Below are 18,547 nucleotides of genomic sequence, written 5' to 3'. Positions count from 1 at the left end.
CGATGATGGGGGTTTTTATTTCTTCAACATCCTCTCCCCAAGGAAGAGAGGTTTCAGCGCTTACAGCGGCGCCGGCTGAATGATTTCGACCCAGTAGCCATCCGGATCCTTGATGAACGCCAGGCTTTTCATGCGGCCATCGGTCAGGCGCTTCTGGAAGTCACAGCCCAGTTCTTCGAAACGTGCGCAGGCGGCGACGATGTCCGGCACCGAAATGCAGATGTGGCCAAAACCGCGCGGATCGGTGTTGCCGTTGTGATAAGCGAAGTCCGCGTCGTTCTCGGTGCCGTGGTTGTGGGTCAGTTCCAGAATGCCGGGAATCGACTTCATCCACTCGGTGCGCGCAGCGGCGTCGGCCGGGATCTGCGATTTGTCGACCAGCGCGAGGAAGTACAGGCTGAATTCCGCTTCCGGGAAGTCACGTTTTTCCACCAGCGAGAAGCCCAGTACGCGGGTGTAGAAATCCAGCGACTTGGTGATGTCCTTCACGCGCAGCATGGTGTGGTTGAAGACGAAATTGCGGGTTGCGCTGTCCGGGGTGGCGGTCACACCAGGGAAAGTGTTCAGTTCTTGCAGGCTCATGAGCCCTCCGTAACAAATTGGGGCGAGTGAATGGGCGCAATGATACGCATGCCTTGCGGCATCGCCAAACCGAAAGCGCGGGCTTGCCCTGCAAGCGGGCGAGCCTCAGACTTTACGGCTCAATCCGCGAGTGCCTCTGGTAATGATCCGACCGTTCAAATCGCTGTTCGTTTTCTTCGGCTTGTCCCTCATCGCGGCTGCGGCCTGCGCTGAGGCGCCGAGCATTACCTGGCCCGCCGGCTGGCAAGTCGAAGCGCTGCCCGAAACCGCACCGGAGGTTTCCCGTCAGCGGGCGGTGAAGACTGATGCCGATGGCAATCAGGTCATGGTGATGGAGTTGACGATGACGCGTGTGGAAACGGGTCATCAGGTCAATTTGCAAGGCGTGTTGCTGGAGATGCGCAAGTCGGTACAGAAAGACTTTTTCCAGGGCGGCTATCAGAGCGTTTGCAACAAGGTTCATGCAAGCACGCTCGGTTCATTGGCGGCCCTTGAGACCACTTGCACCGTCACCGAAAACGGCCGTCATGTGCTGTCACAAACATTGGTTGCCGCAGTAGAGGCAGACAAAGCCTATGTACTTTCCTATGCCGGGCAGGCCGAGGTTTACAAGGCCAGTGCGGATGAAATAGTGGCGGCGAGAAACAGCTTGAAATTTTAGTCAGCTGTTCGGTGGTCCGTGGGGCGTTAGATACCTGAAGTGATTAAATACAAAGTTGATCGCCCGGCAATGACGCAACATCCGGAAGCATAGTTCCAGTGCAAGACGGTGTTTGGCTCTCAACTTTCGCAACAAGAAATTGTTGCATTTGTTAGATATCGTCCAAAAAAAAGCCCTGCAAATGCAGGGCTTTTATGTTTGCGAGGGATTAACCGCGTAACCAGGAATCAACGGTGGCTGCACCGTATTGTTCCTTCCAGGCCTTCAGCCCGCGATGGTTGCCGCCCTTGGTCTCGATCAGCTCGCCGGTGTGCGGGTTCTGATAGACCTTGACCACGCGAGCGCGGCGGGTTTTAGGTGCCGCGGCCTGTTGCAGGCCGGATTTTGCCGGATTCGGATCGAGGATGGCGATGATGTCGCGCAGGCCTTTGCCGTAGGTTTTCATCAGCCCCTGGAGCTTTTCTTCGAATTCGATTTCTTTCTTGAGCCCGGCATCGTTCTTCAGCGACTCCAGCTGCTTGAGCTGTTCTTGAAGGGCCTTTTCGGCTGCGCGAAATTCAGCGAGTCTGGACAATATCTTTACTCCAATAGTGTGTTTGGCTGATACCAACCGCAAACAAAGCTATAAGCCAAGAGCCTTGAAGCGACTCGGTGATAGTGGCTCACCTGCCAATCTAGCAACAGGTAAGAAAAATTGTAGTAGTTAATGCGTCAAGAGTAAATCATGACTTTTTCTTTATGTAAAAACAGCGATGTCTTGTATCAATTTGGTGCGATCGCTCTGAGCCCGCCGGTTTTATCGCGTTTAGTTAATGGTGAGTTAATGCATCGATGAAGTCTGCGGCCGGCATCGGTTTGCCAAACAGATAGCCTTGCAGAAAGTTGACGTGGTGCGCGGTCAGGTAATCTGCCTGGGTCTGTGTTTCCACGCCTTCGGCTACCGTGCCAAGGTCCAGTTTGTCGGACAGTTCGATGATGCTGTCCAGAATGTGGCGGGACAGGGCGTCCTTATCAATCATGGCGACAAATGTCTGGTCGATCTTCAGGAAGTCGACATTGAATGTTCTCAAGTAACCCAGGCTCGAATGACCGGTGCCGAAGTCGTCGATGGCGATCTTCACGCCCATGGCGCGCAGTTGTGCAAACAGTTGATGGGTGATGTCGGTGGGCTCGATCAACTCGCGCTCGGTCAACTCCAGCACCAGACTGATGCTGCCGGGGGCGAAGGCCGCCAGAAACTCGCGGCAATCTTCCAGCAACTCCAGATCCTGGCAGTGACTGGCCGTAATGTTGATGCCGATGTGAAAAGGCGCCACAAAGGAAGACGACAGCGGCCCGAGTGCAACGGCGGTCTGTTGCATCAATGAACGGGTCATCGGCACGATCAGCCCGGAGTGTTCGGCAAACGGTATGAACAGGTCCGGACGCACCAGGCCTTCTTTGGGATGCTTCCAGCGCATCAACACTTCAGTGCCTGACCATTGTTTGCTGTCGCCATGCACTACCGGTTGAAAGTACGGAATGAATTCCCCCGCTTCCAGTGCGCGAAGCATTTCGTGACTCGGCGACGTAGAGCGTCTTTGCATGCTGTAGCCGATCGCGCCGGACACCGCGCCAAAAAACATCAGCAGGCTGAACAACGGCGGGTACTCGTTGCTCATGTACCGCCAGGTTTCACCTTCAGGGAAACCGGCCGACACCGTGAAAGCGTAGTGCGATGAGTTCAAGGTACTTTGCGCAACCGGCAACTCGGGCAGAGGGCCTTGGTGCACTTTGCCGTCGGCGGAAAGCCAGGTGTTGCCCACTTGCAGCAACAGCAATGTCTGCCGTCCGATCAGCCGCAGAATATTGCTCAAGTGATAACCGTCCAGCGTGGTCAGTGCGCCACCACGACCGTCGCTCAGCCGATACACCAGCAGCGCGGTGTCAGGCGTGACCGGGTTGCCGTTCATGAGCCACAACTTGCCCTGGGCATAATCGCCGGGATTGACCGCTTCTTTGAAGTCGCCGAACAGCGAACTGCAGTAGAGGTTGTTGTCCCACACCAGGTTGGTCGAGCGAACGAACGGGCGGCGGGTCACCTGTTCGCGCAAGGCCAGTTTGACGTTCTCGCACGTCTGGCCTGCCAGCGGCAGCAAATCACGCGCGGCCTGGGCGGTGTTGTCGAGCATCAGTTCGAATTGGCGCAGGGCTTCGTTGGCGGTTTCCCGGGAGCTCTGCTGGAGTGTGCGTTCGGCCTGCATGTGGAGAATGACGCTGCCGATGATGATCGGAAGCGCGCCACAAAGCAGTGTCACGATGATTCGGGTGCTGCGTTTGCGGCGGGGCCGGGCGGTCAGCGGCATGGGCGCATCCTGTCGCGATGAAATGGGATTCTCGATTGCAGACGGGGCAACGGGGCACCTTCCGGAAAGCGTTTGCTCTGTGCCCATGATAGATGGCCGATGGCGCTTGTGCCGCTCATCGGTAATCCAGCCGTGTCGCCAGCTGGATAAAGGCCAGGGCGGCGGGTGAAGCCTGACGTTGGTCAAGCACGGCCAGACCGACTTGTCGTTGCACGGTGGGTGACAGCGGTCGCTTCACGTAGCGCGGATCCGCCTCAACCGGCAGAGAACCCTCGGCCACGACCGTAATGGCATCGCCCCGGCCCACGGTGTCGAGGGTGCTCAGCAACTGCGAGCAGCGGTAGCGGATATTCGGGCTCAACTTTGCCGCGTTGAACATCCGCGACACCAACTCCGAGGAACCCGCCTCGGTCAGCACGAACGGGTCGTTGCACAGCGCCTTCAGGGTCAACGCATCACGAGTCGCCAGCGGATGATCGAGAGGGAGCAGGGCGACCATCTGATCTTCCACCAGGGCAAACGTGTCGAATCGATCTTCAGGCAGGACCACGAAACCGATATCGATCCGCCGCTCCTCAAGCCACTGGACCACTTGCCGATCCGGCCCTTCGTCGATGTGCACCTCGATGCCCGGATGCGCCTCGCGGTAATGCCGAAGAATGCTCGGCAGCAACCTGATCGATGACGTCGGGCCGAACGAGCCGATACGCAACGTGCCGCGTTTCATGCCCCGCGCATCGGCGGCTTCCTGGCGCAGTGTGTTGGCCAGCCCGAGCATGGCCCGTGCGCGCAACAGCAATTGTTCGCCAATGTCGCTGAGCTCCACGTGTGATTGATGCCGGCGCAGCAATTCGACGCCCAGTTCCTGCTCCAGCGACTTCAAGGCGTGGGACACCGCCGACTGTGAAATCCCCAAGCGATGAGCGGCGAGGGTGAAGCCGCGTAGCTCGGCCACCAGCGAAAAGATCTCGAGTTGGGTCAGGGTCATGAGTAAAGACTCATTTTACGATGATGTTGAATCAGTCGAATGATACGTCATTCGTCAGTTTCATCGTCGGGAGTGTTATGAACAGTCATGAATCCATTCGTCCGGTCGCCTCGGACATGTCGGTCTATCTGAACCTGGCCATGGTCAGCATGATCTGGGGTGGGACCTGGGTGGCCGGGCGGTTTCTGGCCGGCAGTCTGAGTCCGATCTTCGCTGCCAGTCTTCGGTTCTTGCTGGCCAGCGTCGCGCTGCTTGGATTTTTGTGGCTGGCGCGGATTCCCTTCGCACGGCCGACTGCGGGGCAATGGCTGCAACTGGCATCGCTGGGGTTCTTCGGGATTTTCTTCTACAACCTGTGCTTCTTTTACGGCTTGCAATACATCAATGCATCGCGGGCTTCGCTGATTGTTGCGTTAAATCCGGCGGTGATTGGCCTGGCGTCATGGCTGCTGTTCAAGGAGCGCCTGAGTCGATTGAAAGTCATTGGCATCCTGGTTTGCATCGCTGGTGCGGGTGTAGTGATCGTCAGCCGCAATCCGCAATTGCTGGCCGCAACGCCAGACGCCTGGATCGGCGACCTGCTGATTCTTGGCTGCGTGTTGAGCTGGGGTGTTTATTCGCTGTTCTCCCGCCGCCTCAACCAGAGCATCGGCCCATTGCAGACGGTGACCTTTTCGATTTTGCTCGGCACGCTGATGCTCTGGACACTGGCTGCCGTTCGCGGCGAAGTGAGCGGGGCGGCGGTGGCCAGTCTGGGGATGACGCAATGGCTGAGCCTGATCTATCTCGGGGTGCTGGGCTCGGCGCTGGCCTACATCGGTTACTACGATGGCATCCGCAAAATCGGCGCGACCCGCTCCGGCGTGTTCATTGCGCTCAACCCGCTGACCGCCGTGCTGGCCGGTGCAATCCTGCTGGGCGAGCAACTGACGCTGCCCATGTGCCTGGGCGGCGTGCTGATTCTGTCGGGCATCTGGCTGTGCAACAAACCCCTTGCACCGGGCGGAAAAAAGCGGATTTTATAGAGAGGGCAGACAACCCTATTTACGCTGTGTAGAATCGGGTTACGCATACAATAATAATCGTCTTCTGGCAGCAGAAGCCTCGCCCGCAAGAGCCTTGGGTCGACAATGAAGATATTCGGGTTTCAACTGATCTACGGTGACTTCCTCGCCCGCAGTGTGCGTGGCATCTCCTGTGCGCCACCCACCGGTCTCAGCATTACTGACAAATAACTTTGGTTAATTGATAAGAATGATGAGGCGCCAACCATGGCAGATTTATACGAAAACCCAATGGGCCTGATGGGCTTCGAGTTCATCGAGTTCGCATCGCCGACTCCTGGCACCCTGGAGCCGATCTTCGAGATCATGGGCTTCACCAAGGTCGCGACCCACCGTTCCAAAAACGTGCACCTGTATCGCCAGGGCGCGATCAACCTGATCCTCAACAACGAACCCCACAGCGTTGCTTCGTACTTCGCGGCTGAACACGGCCCGTCCGTGTGTGGCATGGCGTTCCGGGTCAAGGATTCGCAGAAGGCCTACAAACGCGCTCTGGAACTCGGAGCTCAGCCGATCCACATCGAAACCGGTCCGATGGAGTTGAACCTGCCGGCAATCAAAGGCATTGGCGGTGCGCCGCTGTACCTGATCGACCGTTTCGGCGAAGGCAGCTCGATCTATGACATCGACTTCGTGTTCATCGAAGGTGTTGACCGCAACCCGGTCGGCGCCGGCCTGAAGATCATCGATCACCTGACCCACAACGTGTATCGCGGTCGCATGGCCTACTGGGCGAACTTCTACGAGAAGCTGTTCAACTTCCGTGAAATCCGTTACTTCGACATCAAGGGCGAATACACCGGCCTGACCTCGAAAGCGATGACTGCGCCGGACGGCATGATCCGCATCCCGCTCAACGAAGAATCGTCGAAGGGCGCCGGGCAGATCGAAGAGTTCCTGATGCAGTTCAACGGCGAAGGCATCCAGCACGTCGCCTTCCTGACCGACGACCTGGTCAAGACCTGGGATCAGTTGAAGAAGATCGGCATGCGCTTCATGACCGTGCCGCCGGACACCTACTACGAAATGCTCGAAGGCCGCCTGCCGAACCACGGCGAGCCGGTCGATCAGTTGCAATCGCGCGGCATCCTGCTGGATGGTGCGTCGGATAAGGAAGACAAGCGTCTGCTGCTGCAAATCTTCTCGGAAACCCTGATGGGCCCGGTGTTCTTCGAATTCATCCAGCGCAAAGGCGACGATGGCTTCGGCGAAGGCAACTTCAAGGCACTGTTCGAATCGATCGAGCGCGACCAGGTGCGTCGTGGCGTACTCGCTACCGAGTAATCTGCGGATGTAAAAAAGCCCGGCCTGCAATGTTGCAGGCCGGGCTTTTTATTGCGCGTCTTACGGGCGCCGCTGGCGCATCAGATGCTTGAACCCTTCAAACACCAGCACCACCACCGCCAGCCAGATCGGGATGTAGGTCAGCCATTCACCGGGTTTGATGCTTTCGCCGAGCAGCAGCGCCACACCGAGCAGCAGCACTGGCTCCACGTAACTCAACAAACCGAACAGGCTGAACGGCAGCAAGCGGCTGGCGATGATGTACACCACCAGCGCCGACGCACTGATCAGACCGAGCAGCGGAATCAACCACGCCAGCGCCGGATACTGATCGAAAACGCCAAAACCCTGTTCGCCGCCGCGTACAAACCAGTACGCCACCGGCAGCATCAGCGTCATGTCGACCCACAAGCCGCCGAGGTTGTCGGTCTTGAGGTATTTGCGCAGCACGAAATACAACGGGTAACCGACGACCACCACCAGCGTCGCCCAGGAAAACCCGCCGACCTGATACAACTCGTTCAACACCCCGAGGCTGGCAAAAAACACCGCGACTTTTTGCAGGTACGACAGGCTTTCGCCATAAGCGATGCGCCCGGTCAGCACCATGGCCAGCGGCAGCAGGAAGTAGCCCAGCGATACATCGAGGCTGTAGCCATTGAGCGGTGCCCACATGAACAACCACAACTGCACACCCAGCAACGCAGCCGAAACGATCAGGCCAACGATCAACTTCGGCAGCGCTGGGATCCGGCGCAGCAACTCCAGCACCCGCCGCCATTCGCCGGACAGCAACATGAACACAGTCATGCAGGGCACGGTCAGCAGCATCCGCCAACCGAAGATTTCCACGCCGCTCAACGGGGTGAGCAACGAGGTGTAGTAATACATGACGGCAAACAGCGTCGATGCTGTCACCGATAGAGCAATGCCTTTAGACAAACTGTCCTCGCGGGGGTGATGGTCAAACGGGGCGCGCAGGATACGTGGTTTTTGTGCTGAATATTGGTCGAGTGCTCAATATTTCCAACAATCAAAAGATCCCTCACCCCAGCCCTCTCCCGGAGGGAGAGGGAGCCGACCGAGGTGTCTTAAGAAATCCGTCGACCTGAAAAGGCCAGTCGATTATGGATTCACCACGAAAGCTTCAGGCAAAAGCTTAGCTTCAATGTTCCCCAATCGGTTCCCTCTCCCTCCGGGAGAGGGTTAGGGTGAGGGCAGCGATCTCAAGCCTGGCGCGGTTTCCGGCCCGACACAAAATGACTCACATCATTAAACCCCGGCGTAGACGCATGCCCCGGCGTCACCAGCGAATCGATAAACGCCTCATCCTCAGCCGTGATCTTCACCGCCTGCGCCTTGGTGTACGCATCCCACTGTTCTTCAGTACGCGGCCCGACAATCGCCGAGGTCACTGCGCCGTTGTTCAGCACCCAGGCAATCGCAAACTCGACAATCCCGACCCCACGCTCTTTTGTGTATTGCTGAATCTGCTGGGCAATGCGCAACGACTCCACGCGCCATTCAGTCTCCAGAATCCGTTTGTCCTGGCGCCCGGCACGGCTGTTGGCGTCCGGGGTCACGTCCGGTGCGTACTTGCCGCTGAGCACGCCACGGGCCAGCGGGCTGTAAGGCACGACGCCGAGGCCATAAGTCTGGGCGGCGGTGATCTGTTCGGTTTCAGCCTGACGGTTGACGATGTTGTACAGCGGCTGGCTGATCACCGGGCGATCGACGCCCAGTTTGTCCGCCACGCGAATCACCTCGGCAATCCGCCAGCCGCGATAGTTCGACAGGCCCCAATAACGGATCTTGCCCTGGCGAATCAGATCGCCAATCGCCGAGATCGTCACTTCCAGTGGCGTGTTGTGGTCTTCGCGGTGCAGGTAATAGATGTCGAGGTAGTCGGTGCCGAGCCGGGTCAGGCTGGCCTCCAGACCATTGAAGATGTGCTTGCGGCTCAAACCGCTGCGGTTCGGCACACCGTCCACCGGGCCGAAACCCACCTTGGTCGCCAGCACCCATTCATGCCGATGACGGGCGATGGCTTCGCCGACGATCTCTTCCGAGCGGCCGTTGGTGTAGACGTCCGCGGTGTCGATGAAATTGATGCCCTGATCCCACGCCTTGTCGATGATGCGCAGCGACTCTTCCGCGCTGGTCTGTTCGCCGAACATCATCGTGCCGAGGGTGAGGGTGGACACCTGCAACCCCGAGTGACCCAGTGTGCGATAGCTCATGCCGAAATCCTTTTGTCGGTGGGAAAGCTTCCATCAAATACCAGAAGCGCCCGACGCGGCAAAGTGAATTTATCGGCGCAACGCCTCGCAACGCTCGCGCAAAAACGCCTGCAACACCTTGACCCGTTCCGACACCTGCACCCGGTGCGGGCACAGCAGATTAAACGGCACGCTCTCGCCGAGCCAGTCATCGAACAGCGTCAGCAGCCGCCCGGCACGCACGTCTTCGGCGACGTCGAGCCAGGCCTTGTAGGCGATGCCGTGCCCGGCGAGCGCCCAGCGGCGGGCGACTTCGCCGTCGTCGCTGAGATAGTCGCCGCGTACTTCGACCTCGACCGTTTCGTCGTCGCGATGGAAGCGCCAGGTGTTATAGGGCCGACCGTTGCGCAGGTAGAGCAGGGCGCTGTGCTCGCTCAAGTCGGCAGGATTTTGCGGTGTACCGTGGCGCTTCAGATAGGCAGGACTGGCGCAGGCGACACGACGATGCTCAGGCAGAATCGGTAACGCCACCAGCGTCGAATCACTCGGCACGCCAAAGCGCAGAGCCACATCCACTGTCTCGCGAAACAGGTCCGCATGTCGGTCGTTGAGCAGCAATTGCAGTTGAATGTACGGGTGCTCGCGCTTGAAATCGTCCAGCCACGGCAGCAGCACGTTGCGCCCGAAGTCCGACGGCGCCGCCAGTTGCAGCACGCCGCTCAGGCCTTCGGTCTGCTGCTTCAGCGCCTGCTCGCCCTCTGCCAGGGTGGCCAGCGCCAGACGCACGCTTTCCAGATAGCGCCGGCCTTCTTCGGTCAGGCGCATGCTGCGGGTCGAGCGGGCGAAGAGGCGGATGCCGAGGCGGGTTTCCAGGCGTTTCAGCGCGATGCTGGCGGCGGCCGGCGTCAGCTCAAGCGCCCGGGCGGCGGCGGAAATGCTGCCGGAGTCGGCGGTGCGGACGAAGATCTCAAGATCCAGAATCGAGCTCATTGGTAAAAATCCTTTAAAGATCCTTGGCGTTTTGCGGGATTTTTCCGGGATTGGCAAGCGCAGATACTGGAATCCTGAATAACCGCAGGAGACAGACATGACGTGGACATTCGATCATCTCGCCTTCAACACCGCTGACGGGCAGACGCTGCAGGACGCTTTCGGCGGGTTATTGGGATTGACGCCGGGGCGTCGGCCACCGTTTCCGTTTCCCGGGCGCTGGTTGTATCAGGATGGGCAGGCGTTGGTGCATGTGATTGAGCAGCCTGCGCCGGGCGAGACTGCTTTGAGTCATATTGCGTTTCGTACCGATGAAGATGCAGCGGTGATTTTGAAGCGGGTGCAAGGCAGTGGGTTGCCGTATCAGGTGGCGCAGGTGCCGGAGGATGGGATCTGGCAGATTTTTGTGCAGATGCCGGGCGGGTTGGTGCTGGAACTGGATGCGAAAACGGGGATCTTGTGAGCGCTTAATCGTGGTGTTTAAAGGACACGTCCAGACACGCACCGCAGGCTACACAACCTTGCGCCGTTGCCTACGACTAAGCCAGAATCCGCCGGCTTGTGCGCTTGGGGGCCGGGTTTTATCGTTATCCCGTCGCTGAAAAGAACAGCGATCGGGTTTGGTAGCCCGGGTCTTTAAGTGCAGAGTGCTCCATTTTGTAGAGTCTTTTGTCTCTGTTTTATGGTGGTCATTCGCAGGGCACCTTCGGGTGCGCCGTTTCTCCTAAGGCCCGGTCTACCAACCTGCGTCTGGCCACCACCATCGTTTGGTAGCGAGTGTGGTGGCTCCAATAAGCGCCTTAGGAGTTTCACCATGATCAAACCAACACCCAATCCACCCGAAGCCGATTCAACGTCCCCCTACGAAACCCTCGATTCAAAGAAATTCCACGAAGCCGCCGAACGCGCGCTCGATCACTACCTCAATCCGCTGCTCCCCAGAAAACCGCTGCTCAAGCCCAACACCCGCTACCTCATCGCCCCCGGCATCGACAGCGAAGAACTGCTGGCCGACGCCTGCGAAACCCTAACCTCCGCCAAAACCATGGCCAGCGATTTCGCCGGGATGATCGATGCGCCGCAGCGGCATGTGATGCTGGGCATTGGGCAACTGATCATGCTGGCGGAACTGGCGGTCAATCGGGTGCTGGATAATCTGGAACTGAAGACTGAAACTCCCCTTTAGCTAGATCGTTCCCACGCTCCGCGTGGGAATGCAGCCCGGGACGCTCCGCGTCCCTTCCAGAGCTGGAACGCGGAGCGTCCCTTGAGGCATTCCCACGCAGAACGTGGGAACGATCAAACGAAAAACGGCCCGAAGTGGGCCGTTTTTGTGTGTCTGCCAATAATCAGGCCCGCAACGTCCGCGTCATCCGCAACGCCAGCAGACTCCCGCCAACAATCACCCCCGCCAGAAGATACAACGCCGCATCCGTCGACCCGGTGCTGTCCTTGACCCAACCCACGAGGTAAGGGCTCAAGAACCCCGCCATCTGCCCCATCGAGTTGATCAACGCCAACCCGCCCGCCGCAGCACCCGCGCTCAGCATGGCAGTCGGCACTGGCCAGAACATCGGCAAACCGGTCAACGCACCCATGGTCGCGATGGTCAGACCGAGGATCGCAATCGCCGGATTCGCCGCGAAGTTCACCGCGATCAGCAGGCCGACAGCGCCCATCAACATCGGCACCACCAAGTGCCAGCGACGTTCTTTGCGCAAGTCCGCCGAACGCCCGACCACCAGCATGAACACCGCCGCCAGCAGATACGGAATCGCACTCAACCAGCCAATCACCAGGTTGTCACTGAAGCCGAGGTTCTTGATGATCGAGGGCAGCCAGAAGTTGATCGCGTACACGCCGCTCTGGATGCAGAAGTAGATCAAGCCAAACGCCCAGATCGCCGGGTTCTTGAACACCGCAATCAGCGAATCGGAAGTGGTTTTCGGTTTGTTCGCCAGGTCTTCCGCCTGATCCGCTTCCAGCACCGAACGCTCATGCGGGGTCAGCCATTTGGCGTTGGCGAAGTTATCGCTGAGCAGGAAGTAGGCGAGTGCGCCCAGTATCACGGTCGGAATACCTTGCAGCAGGAACATCCACTGCCAGCCAGCCAAGCCGCCCTGGCCCGCAGCGAAGTGATTCAAGATCCAGCCAGAAAACGGGCTGCCGAGCAGGCCCGACACCGGGATCGCCGACATGAACAGCGCCATGATCCGGCCACGGCGAAAGGTCGGGAACCACTGCGAGAGATAGAGCACCACGCCCGGGAAGAACCCGGCTTCGGCGGCGCCAGTGAACAGGCGCAAGGTGTAAAACTCGGTCGGCGTGGTGACGAACAGCAGGCAGGTCGACAGCGTGCCCCAGGTGATCATCATCAGCGCAATCCAGCGCCGTGGGCCGAATTTGGTCAGGGCCAGGTTGCTCGGTACGCCGCACAGCACGTAGCCGATGAAGAAGATACCGGCACCAAGGCCGTACACGGTTTCGCTGAATTTCAGCGCGTCAAGCATCTGCAGTTTGGCAAATCCAACGTTGACCCGGTCGAGGTAGTTGAACAGGTAGCAGATGAAGATGAAGGGGATCAAACGCAGGGTGACGCGTTTGTAGACGGCATTTTTATCGTCATCGATGGTCTGGGTGGCAGCGGCGCTCTGCGACATGGCGGCTCTCTCTTTATTATGATTTTTTGCGATGCAAAGGGTAACGTTGATCGCCCTGAGAGTCTCGGCCACCTTTGGCCGGATTGTCTTTGTGCCTGAGCACAGGGTTTGCCGCCAGACCCTGTGCGGGTGAACAACCGTCCGCGCCTGTTTTCAAGGATTCCAGCCCTTATGTTCGAACTCGATCACGACCTCGCCCAGGACATCGTCGACCGGGCCATGGCCATTTTGCCGTACAACGTCAACGTCATGGACAGCCAGGGGCTGATCCTCGGCAGTGGCGAGCCGGAGCGGATCAACACCCGTCACGAAGGTGCGCAACTGGTGCTGGCCAACGGGCGAGTGGTGGAGATTGACGCGCAGACGGCGGTGCATCTGAAAGGCGTGCAGCCGGGGATCAATCTGCCGTTGCTGCTCGATCAGCGTTTGATCGGTGTGCTCGGGATCACCGGTGAGCCGGAGCAATTGCGCACTTACGCCGAACTGGTGCGCATGACGGCTGAAATGCTGGTCGGCCAGCGCAATCAGCAATCCGAGCAGCAGTGGCGGCGGCAACGCTGCGATGACTTGCTCGCGTTGCTGTTGAGCGAAGCAGGGGACTCGCCGCGTTTGGTCGATGAAGCTCAGCAACTCGGGCTGAAACCGCAACTGACGCGGGTGCCCTATCTGTTTGAATTAGGTCTGGAGCATGGGCCGGGGCAGACCGTCGAGGCGCTGAGTGCCTGGTTGATGACGCGCTATCCGGACAGCTGGTGCGTGAGTTCCGCGAAGTCGTCACTGCTGTGGTGCCGGCCAGCGAGTCAGAACCTCGAGCATGATCGTTTGCTGGAAAAACTCGATGGCCTGGGCTGGAACATCCTGCGCATCGCCGTCGGTGGGCAGGCCGATGGGCTGGCCGGGTTACGCCGTTGCTATCGGCGGGTCGGCGACTTGCTCGCCTATGGCCGCGAAGTGTTGCCACGTTCACGGCTGCTGACTCTCAATCGCTATCGCTTGCCGGTCATGCTCTGGCGCCATCGCAACGATGATGCGCTGGATGAACTGCTCAAACCGTTGCGCAAGGTCATCGCCAAGGACAACAACGGCCAGTTGCTCGCGACCCTGCGCAGTTGGTGCGATCACGACGGGCAGAGCCAGGCTTGCGCGGATGCGTTGGGGATTCATCGCAACAGCCTGCGCTATCGGATGGAGCGAATTGCCGAGTTGAGCGGGGTCGATCCGCTGAGGCTCGACGGCATGTTGGCACTGTATCTCGGGGTGCAATTGCTGCCGCAGACTGACGATTTGTCGAAATGAACAATAAACGCCTATCCAACTTGTGCAGCGGACAGGCGTCAACGCGCAAAGCGACTGGCAGCATGAGGGGCATTGGAACTGGAGAATTCGCATGAAAATCGTCATCGCCCCCGATTCGTTCAAGGACAGCCTGAGTGCCCAAGGCGTTGCAGAAGCCATTGCGCTGGGTCTGGCGCAGGTCTGGCCGCAGGCGACGCTGGTCAAATGCCCGATGGCCGACGGTGGCGAAGGCACGGTGGAGTCGATTCTCGCCGCGTGTGAAGGTGAACTGCGTCGCACCCGCGTGCGTGGTCCGTTGGGTGCGGCGGTCGAAGCGGCGTGGGGCTGGTTGCCGCATAACCACACCGCGATCATCGAAATGGCCGAGGCCAGTGGTCTGCAACTGGTGCCGCCGGGGCAACGCGATGCGTGCATCAGCAGTACCTTCGGCACGGGCGAATTGATCCGCGCAGCGCTGGATGCCGGCGCACAACGGGTGATCCTCGCCATCGGCGGCAGCGCCACCAATGACGGCGGCGCTGGTGCAATGCAGGCACTGGGCGTGAAGTTGCTGGACGCTCAAGGGCAATCGCTGGTGCCGGGCGGCCTCGCGCTGGCGCAACTCGCCAAACTGGACCTCAACGAACTGGACCCGCGTCTGGCACAAGTCCGTTTCGACATCGCCGCCGACGTCAACAATCCGCTGTGTGGCCCCCACGGCGCCTCGGCGATTTTCGGTCCGCAGAAAGGCGCATCACCCGCGCAAGTGCAGCAACTGGATCAGGCGCTGGGCCACTTCGCCGAACTCTGCGCGCAAGCGTTGGATAAAGACGTTCGTGATGAGCCGGGCAGCGGTGCAGCGGGCGGACTGGGTTTTGCCGCCAAAGCGTTTCTCGGCGCGCAGTTCCAGGCCGGGGTTGAAGTGGTCGCCGAATTGGTCGGGCTGGCCGATGCAGTGAAAGGCGCAGATCTGGTAATCACCGGGGAAGGGCGCTTCGACGCGCAGACCTTGCGCGGCAAAACCCCGTTTGGCGTCGCGCGGATCGCCAAGCAACACGGCGTCCCCGTGATCGTCATCGCCGGCACCTTGGGCGAGGGCTATCAAGAACTCTACGGTCACGGCATCGACGCCGCATTCGCCGTCACCAGCGGCCCGATGACCCTCGAACAAGCCTGCGCCGAAGCGCCGCGTCTGCTGCGCGAGCGCGCTACGGACATTGCCCGCGTCTGGCGCATGGCGACTCCGGACTGACCTGTCACCCATCATCTAAAACGTCGGGTGTTTCAATAGCGAAACACTCGCAATAATTTGAAAAATATTTGTTCTTTACCTGCAAAATTCCTCAAGCCTGGCCGATATAAAGATCAGGCGCGCACAAGACTTCCACAAACAGTGACGCCGGACTGAAGCCCGCCCTCGCGGGCCAGTGATTACGGCATGGATGCTCTTAGCTTCGACTTTCCGAGAGCCTTCCTATGTCCTTGCGTAATCTGAATATCGCGCCCCGTGCCTTCCTCGGTTTTGCCTTTATTGCCCTGCTGGTGATCGTGCTCGGCGTGTTCGCCGTCAACCGCATGTCGGTCATCCGCCAGGCCTCTGTCGAAATGCAGACCAATCAGTTGCCCAGCGTCACTTACCTTGGCGTGGTGACGGAAAACGTCTTGCGCCTGCGGATCCTGTCGTTCCGCATTCTGGTCAACCGTGACGCTGCCGGCCTGCAAGAAGCACAGACTCGCATCGGCGTGCTGGTGGACAAGGTACGCAGCGCTCAGGCCGCCTACGCCGCATTGCCGGCCGAGAGTGAAGAGCGCGCGCAATACCAGGCTTTCGCGACGACCCTGGACAACTACCTGCAAGCCCAGAACCAGATGATGGACTTGTCGCGTCAGGACAAGGTCGAGGACATGCGCACCCTGATCAACACGAAGATCAAAGACGGCACCGACCAGATGGGCGAGCAGCTCAACAAACTGATTGCGATCAATGCCGCCGGTGCCAAGGACGCGTCCATTCAGGCCGGTGAACACTACGACAGCGCGATCACCGGCATTGTCATCGTGGCGGTCTTCGCAGCATTTGCCACGGTGCTGTTGGCCTGGTTGCTGACCCGCAGCATCGTCACCCCGTTGAACCGCGCCGTCGCTGCTGCGCAAACCATTGCTGGCGGCAACCTGACCAAAACCATCGAAATCGACGGCAAGGACGAACCGGCGCGTCTGCTCGAAGCCCTGGCCGCGATGCAGGCCAACCTGCGTAAAACCATCGAACAGATTGCCGGTTCCGCCACGCAACTGGGCGCCGCTGCCGAAGAACTTAGCGCCGTGACCGAAGAAGCGTCCCGTGGCCTGCAACAGCAGAACGACGAAATCGAACAGGCCGCCACCGCCGTCAACGAAATGACCGCTGCGGTGGAAGAGGTTGCACGCAACGCGGTGTCGACTTCCGAAGCGTCGAACCAGTCGACCCACGCCGCCCGCGAAGGTCGCGACCAGGTGGTGAAAACCGTCGACGCGATCCAGACCATGACCCACGACGTGCAGAACACCGCGCAAATGATCGAAGGCCTGGCGGCTCAGGGCCGCGACATCGGCAAGGTGCTGGACGTGATCCGCGCCATCGCCGAACAGACCAACCTGCTGGCGCTCAACGCCGCCATCGAAGCGGCGCGTGCCGGTGAAGCCGGACGCGGGTTCGCCGTGGTGGCGGACGAGGTTCGCGCACTGGCCCATCGCACCGCGCAATCGACCCAGGAAATCGAAAAAATGGTCGCCGGCATCCAGAACGGCACCGGTGAAGCGGTCGAGTCGATGCAGCAAAGCAACCAGCGCACCCAGTCCACTCTTGAAATGGCCCGCGCCGCTGGCGTCGCGCTGGAGCAGATCACCCAGTCGATCAACCAGATCAACGAGCGCAACCTGGTGATCGCCAGTGCCTCGGAAGAGCAGGCGCAGGTGTCCCGTGAAGTCGACCGTAACCTGGTCAACATCCGCGACCTGGCCACCCAATCGGCCGCCGGCGCCAACCAGACCAGCGCCGCGACTCACGAACTGTCGCGCCTGGCGGTGGATTTGAATGCGATGGTGGCGCGGTTTGTGATTTGACCTAGGGTGAAGGCTGGAGACCGCGCAATCAGGAGACGTACATGCGCTATTCAGCCTTGACCCAACGAATCGCCGGGGAGGGAGCAGCGGCCTGGCGGATTCACGACCGAGCGCTGGAGCTGCGCGCCGGGGGCATTGATGTCTTGCTGCTGTCTGTGGGTGATCCGGATTTCGATACGCCGCTACCGATCATCCACGGCGCCATCGACAGCCTGTTGGCAGGCGATACCCATTATTCCGAAGTGCGTGGCCGGCTGGAGCTGCGCAAGCGGATTGCCGAGCGCCATCGGCGACGCAGCGGCCAGGATGTCGATGCCGACCATGTGATCGTGCTGCCCGGCGCGCAATGCGCGGTGTATTCGGTGGCGCAGTGTCTGCTCGATCCGGGCGATGAGGTCATCGTCGCCGAACCCATGTATGTCACCTACGAAGGCGTGTTTGGCGCTTGCGGCGCGACCGTGGTGCCAGTGCCGGTTCGTCCGGAAAACGGCTTTCGAGTCGACCCGGCGGATGTCTCGGCGCGGATCACCCCCAGGACCCGAGCCATGCTGCTCAACAGTCCCAACAACCCTTCCGGCGCCAGTCTGTCGCTGCTGATCTGGCAGGAGCTGGCGGCGCTGTGCATTCGCCATGACTTGTGGCTGATCAGCGATGAGGTCTACAGCGAATTGTTATACGAAGGCGAGCACGTCAGCCCGGCGAGTCTGCCGGGGATGGCTGAGCGCACCGCGACCATCAACAGTCTGTCGAAGTCTCACGCGATGACCGGGTGGCGCATCGGCTGGATGATCGGACCGAAACCCTTGGCCGAACATCTGGTGAATCTGTCGCTGAGCATGTTGTTCGGTCTGCCGGATTTTGTGCAGAAAGCGGCGCAAGTGGCGCTGGAGAAAGATCTGCCGGAAGTGACGCAGATGCGCGAGGAATACCGTTTGCGCCGGGATCTGGTGTGCGAACGGTTGCGCGGCTGTCCGGGGTTGTACCCGATCAAACCGGATGGCGGGATGTTCGTGATGGTCGATGTGCGCCAGACCGGGATCGGCGCGCAGGACTTTGCCGAGCAATTACTGGAGGGGTATGGGGTTTCTGTGCTGGCCGGTGAGGCGTTCGGGCCGAGTGCGGCGGGGCATATTCGCATCGGGCTGGTGGTGGATCGGGTGAAACTGGCGGATGCGTGTTCAAGGATTGCCTTGTGCGCTGCGCAACTTTTGCAAGTGCGCAGCGCCTGACCGCTTACGCTGATCGTTCCCTGAGGGTTTACTCCTGATCGTTCCCACGCTCTGCGTGGGAATGCCTCAAGGGACGCTCTGCGTTCCAGCTCTGGAAGGGACGCGGAGCGTCCCGGGCTGCATTCCCACGCGGAGCGTGGGAACGATC

At 59.8% G+C, this 18,547-nt stretch carries 17 protein-coding genes; 9 read left to right on the top strand and 8 right to left on the bottom strand.

From position 1 onward, the window contains the following. Nucleotides 1-60: 60 nt before the first annotated feature. Nucleotides 61-582 carry a lactoylglutathione lyase gene (gloA, locus tag AC07N4_RS02845; protein ID WP_065260490.1) on the bottom strand — a complete coding sequence of 174 codons (522 nt, stop codon included), beginning with the start codon at nt 580-582 and terminating at the stop codon, nt 61-63. A 142-nt stretch (nt 583-724) separates the two neighbouring features. Between gloA and AC07N4_RS02840 the strand changes: the two genes are divergently transcribed. Beyond that, nucleotides 725-1,243 (top strand): DUF4946 domain-containing protein, encoded by a 519-nt coding sequence (locus tag AC07N4_RS02840; RefSeq protein WP_102622231.1) that lies wholly within the window; start codon nt 725-727, stop codon nt 1,241-1,243. A 208-nt stretch (nt 1,244-1,451) separates the two neighbouring features. Here the strand turns inward: AC07N4_RS02840 and AC07N4_RS02835 are convergent, their stop codons facing one another. The 3 genes from AC07N4_RS02835 to AC07N4_RS02825 all read right to left on the bottom strand — a co-directional run bounded on the left by AC07N4_RS02835 (nt 1,452) and on the right by AC07N4_RS02825 (nt 4,576). Continuing rightward, entirely contained in the window at nt 1,452-1,817 is a 366-nt protein-coding gene (locus AC07N4_RS02835) for a histone-like nucleoid-structuring protein, MvaT/MvaU family (RefSeq protein ID WP_096821522.1), read from the bottom strand. 235 nt (nt 1,818-2,052) lie between these two features. Next, nucleotides 2,053-3,588, bottom strand: coding sequence for an EAL domain-containing protein (locus AC07N4_RS02830; RefSeq protein ID WP_102622230.1), 1,536 nt, complete (start codon nt 3,586-3,588; stop codon nt 2,053-2,055). 115 nt (nt 3,589-3,703) lie between these two features. Next, entirely contained in the window at nt 3,704-4,576 is an 873-nt protein-coding gene (locus AC07N4_RS02825; RefSeq protein WP_102622229.1) for a LysR family transcriptional regulator, read from the bottom strand. A 77-nt stretch (nt 4,577-4,653) separates the two neighbouring features. On the opposite strand from AC07N4_RS02825, the gene AC07N4_RS02820 reads away from it, so the two are divergent. Together AC07N4_RS02820 and hppD are read left to right on the top strand one after the other, a co-directional pair. Continuing rightward, nucleotides 4,654-5,601, top strand: a complete 948-nt coding sequence (locus AC07N4_RS02820; protein ID WP_493064900.1) for a DMT family transporter — start codon at nt 4,654-4,656, stop codon at nt 5,599-5,601. Nucleotides 5,602-5,847: 246 nt separating this feature from the next. After that, the gene (gene hppD, locus AC07N4_RS02815) at nt 5,848-6,924 is read left to right on the top strand and encodes a 4-hydroxyphenylpyruvate dioxygenase (RefSeq protein WP_493064899.1); all 1,077 of its coding nucleotides are present in this window, start codon (nt 5,848-5,850) and stop codon (nt 6,922-6,924) included. 60 nt (nt 6,925-6,984) lie between these two features. On the opposite strand, the gene rarD is transcribed toward hppD, so the two are convergent. From rarD to AC07N4_RS02800, 3 genes are all read right to left on the bottom strand, one after another. Further along, on the bottom strand, nt 6,985-7,866 hold the full coding sequence (gene rarD / locus AC07N4_RS02810; protein WP_493064898.1) for an EamA family transporter RarD: 882 nt from the start codon (nt 7,864-7,866) through the stop codon (nt 6,985-6,987). A 284-nt stretch (nt 7,867-8,150) separates the two neighbouring features. Next, nucleotides 8,151-9,164, bottom strand: a complete 1,014-nt coding sequence (locus AC07N4_RS02805; RefSeq protein ID WP_493064897.1) for an aldo/keto reductase — start codon at nt 9,162-9,164, stop codon at nt 8,151-8,153. 69 nt (nt 9,165-9,233) lie between these two features. After that, on the bottom strand, nt 9,234-10,133 hold the full coding sequence (locus AC07N4_RS02800) for a LysR family transcriptional regulator (protein ID WP_493064896.1): 900 nt from the start codon (nt 10,131-10,133) through the stop codon (nt 9,234-9,236). Nucleotides 10,134-10,230: 97 nt separating this feature from the next. On the opposite strand from AC07N4_RS02800, the gene AC07N4_RS02795 reads away from it, so the two are divergent. Further along, nucleotides 10,231-10,596 carry a VOC family protein gene (locus tag AC07N4_RS02795; protein ID WP_102622225.1) on the top strand — a complete coding sequence of 122 codons (366 nt, stop codon included), beginning with the start codon at nt 10,231-10,233 and terminating at the stop codon, nt 10,594-10,596. 351 nt (nt 10,597-10,947) lie between these two features. Continuing rightward, nucleotides 10,948-11,319, top strand: a complete 372-nt coding sequence (locus AC07N4_RS02790; protein WP_493064895.1) for a DUF6124 family protein — start codon at nt 10,948-10,950, stop codon at nt 11,317-11,319. 163 nt (nt 11,320-11,482) lie between these two features. On the opposite strand, the gene AC07N4_RS02785 is transcribed toward AC07N4_RS02790, so the two are convergent. Continuing rightward, on the bottom strand, nt 11,483-12,793 hold the full coding sequence (locus AC07N4_RS02785) for an MFS transporter (protein WP_102622673.1): 1,311 nt from the start codon (nt 12,791-12,793) through the stop codon (nt 11,483-11,485). A 171-nt stretch (nt 12,794-12,964) separates the two neighbouring features. Between AC07N4_RS02785 and AC07N4_RS02780 the strand changes: the two genes are divergently transcribed. From AC07N4_RS02780 to AC07N4_RS02765, 4 genes are all read left to right on the top strand, one after another. Then, nucleotides 12,965-14,089, top strand: coding sequence for a sugar diacid recognition domain-containing protein (locus AC07N4_RS02780; protein WP_102622672.1), 1,125 nt, complete (start codon nt 12,965-12,967; stop codon nt 14,087-14,089). 91 nt (nt 14,090-14,180) lie between these two features. Next, nucleotides 14,181-15,320 (top strand): glycerate kinase, encoded by a 1,140-nt coding sequence (locus tag AC07N4_RS02775; RefSeq protein ID WP_493064894.1) that lies wholly within the window; start codon nt 14,181-14,183, stop codon nt 15,318-15,320. Nucleotides 15,321-15,544: 224 nt separating this feature from the next. After that, nucleotides 15,545-17,170, top strand: a complete 1,626-nt coding sequence (locus tag AC07N4_RS02770; RefSeq protein WP_273538729.1) for a HAMP domain-containing methyl-accepting chemotaxis protein — start codon at nt 15,545-15,547, stop codon at nt 17,168-17,170. Between the two features lie 41 nt (nt 17,171-17,211). Further along, complete coding sequence (locus AC07N4_RS02765) at nt 17,212-18,399, top strand: pyridoxal phosphate-dependent aminotransferase (protein ID WP_102622669.1); 1,188 nt, start codon at nt 17,212-17,214, stop codon at nt 18,397-18,399. Nucleotides 18,400-18,547: the final 148 nt, after the last annotated feature.

The sequence above is a fragment of the Pseudomonas sp. GW821-FHT09E04 genome, from assembly GCF_059416185.1.
Note: the sequence above shows the minus strand (reverse complement) of the source record. Positions and strands in the feature narration are given on the sequence as shown.

Coding starts and splice junctions, on each gene's coding strand:
- AC07N4_RS02805 (WP_493064897.1), bottom strand. CDS start 9,164: ATGAGCTATCGCACACTGGGTCACTCGGGGTTGCAGGTGTCCACCCTC.
- hppD (WP_493064899.1), top strand. CDS start 5,848: ATGGCAGATTTATACGAAAACCCAATGGGCCTGATGGGCTTCGAGTTC.
- gloA (WP_065260490.1), bottom strand. CDS start 582: ATGAGCCTGCAAGAACTGAACACTTTCCCTGGTGTGACCGCCACCCCG.
- AC07N4_RS02795 (WP_102622225.1), top strand. CDS start 10,231: ATGACGTGGACATTCGATCATCTCGCCTTCAACACCGCTGACGGGCAG.
- AC07N4_RS02800 (WP_493064896.1), bottom strand. CDS start 10,133: ATGAGCTCGATTCTGGATCTTGAGATCTTCGTCCGCACCGCCGACTCC.
- AC07N4_RS02790 (WP_493064895.1), top strand. CDS start 10,948: ATGATCAAACCAACACCCAATCCACCCGAAGCCGATTCAACGTCCCCC.
- AC07N4_RS02825 (WP_102622229.1), bottom strand. CDS start 4,576: ATGACCCTGACCCAACTCGAGATCTTTTCGCTGGTGGCCGAGCTACGC.
- AC07N4_RS02765 (WP_102622669.1), top strand. CDS start 17,212: ATGCGCTATTCAGCCTTGACCCAACGAATCGCCGGGGAGGGAGCAGCG.
- AC07N4_RS02780 (WP_102622672.1), top strand. CDS start 12,965: ATGTTCGAACTCGATCACGACCTCGCCCAGGACATCGTCGACCGGGCC.
- AC07N4_RS02785 (WP_102622673.1), bottom strand. CDS start 12,793: ATGTCGCAGAGCGCCGCTGCCACCCAGACCATCGATGACGATAAAAAT.
- AC07N4_RS02775 (WP_493064894.1), top strand. CDS start 14,181: ATGAAAATCGTCATCGCCCCCGATTCGTTCAAGGACAGCCTGAGTGCC.
- AC07N4_RS02820 (WP_493064900.1), top strand. CDS start 4,654: ATGAACAGTCATGAATCCATTCGTCCGGTCGCCTCGGACATGTCGGTC.
- AC07N4_RS02770 (WP_273538729.1), top strand. CDS start 15,545: ATGTCCTTGCGTAATCTGAATATCGCGCCCCGTGCCTTCCTCGGTTTT.
- AC07N4_RS02830 (WP_102622230.1), bottom strand. CDS start 3,588: ATGCCGCTGACCGCCCGGCCCCGCCGCAAACGCAGCACCCGAATCATC.
- AC07N4_RS02840 (WP_102622231.1), top strand. CDS start 725: ATGATCCGACCGTTCAAATCGCTGTTCGTTTTCTTCGGCTTGTCCCTC.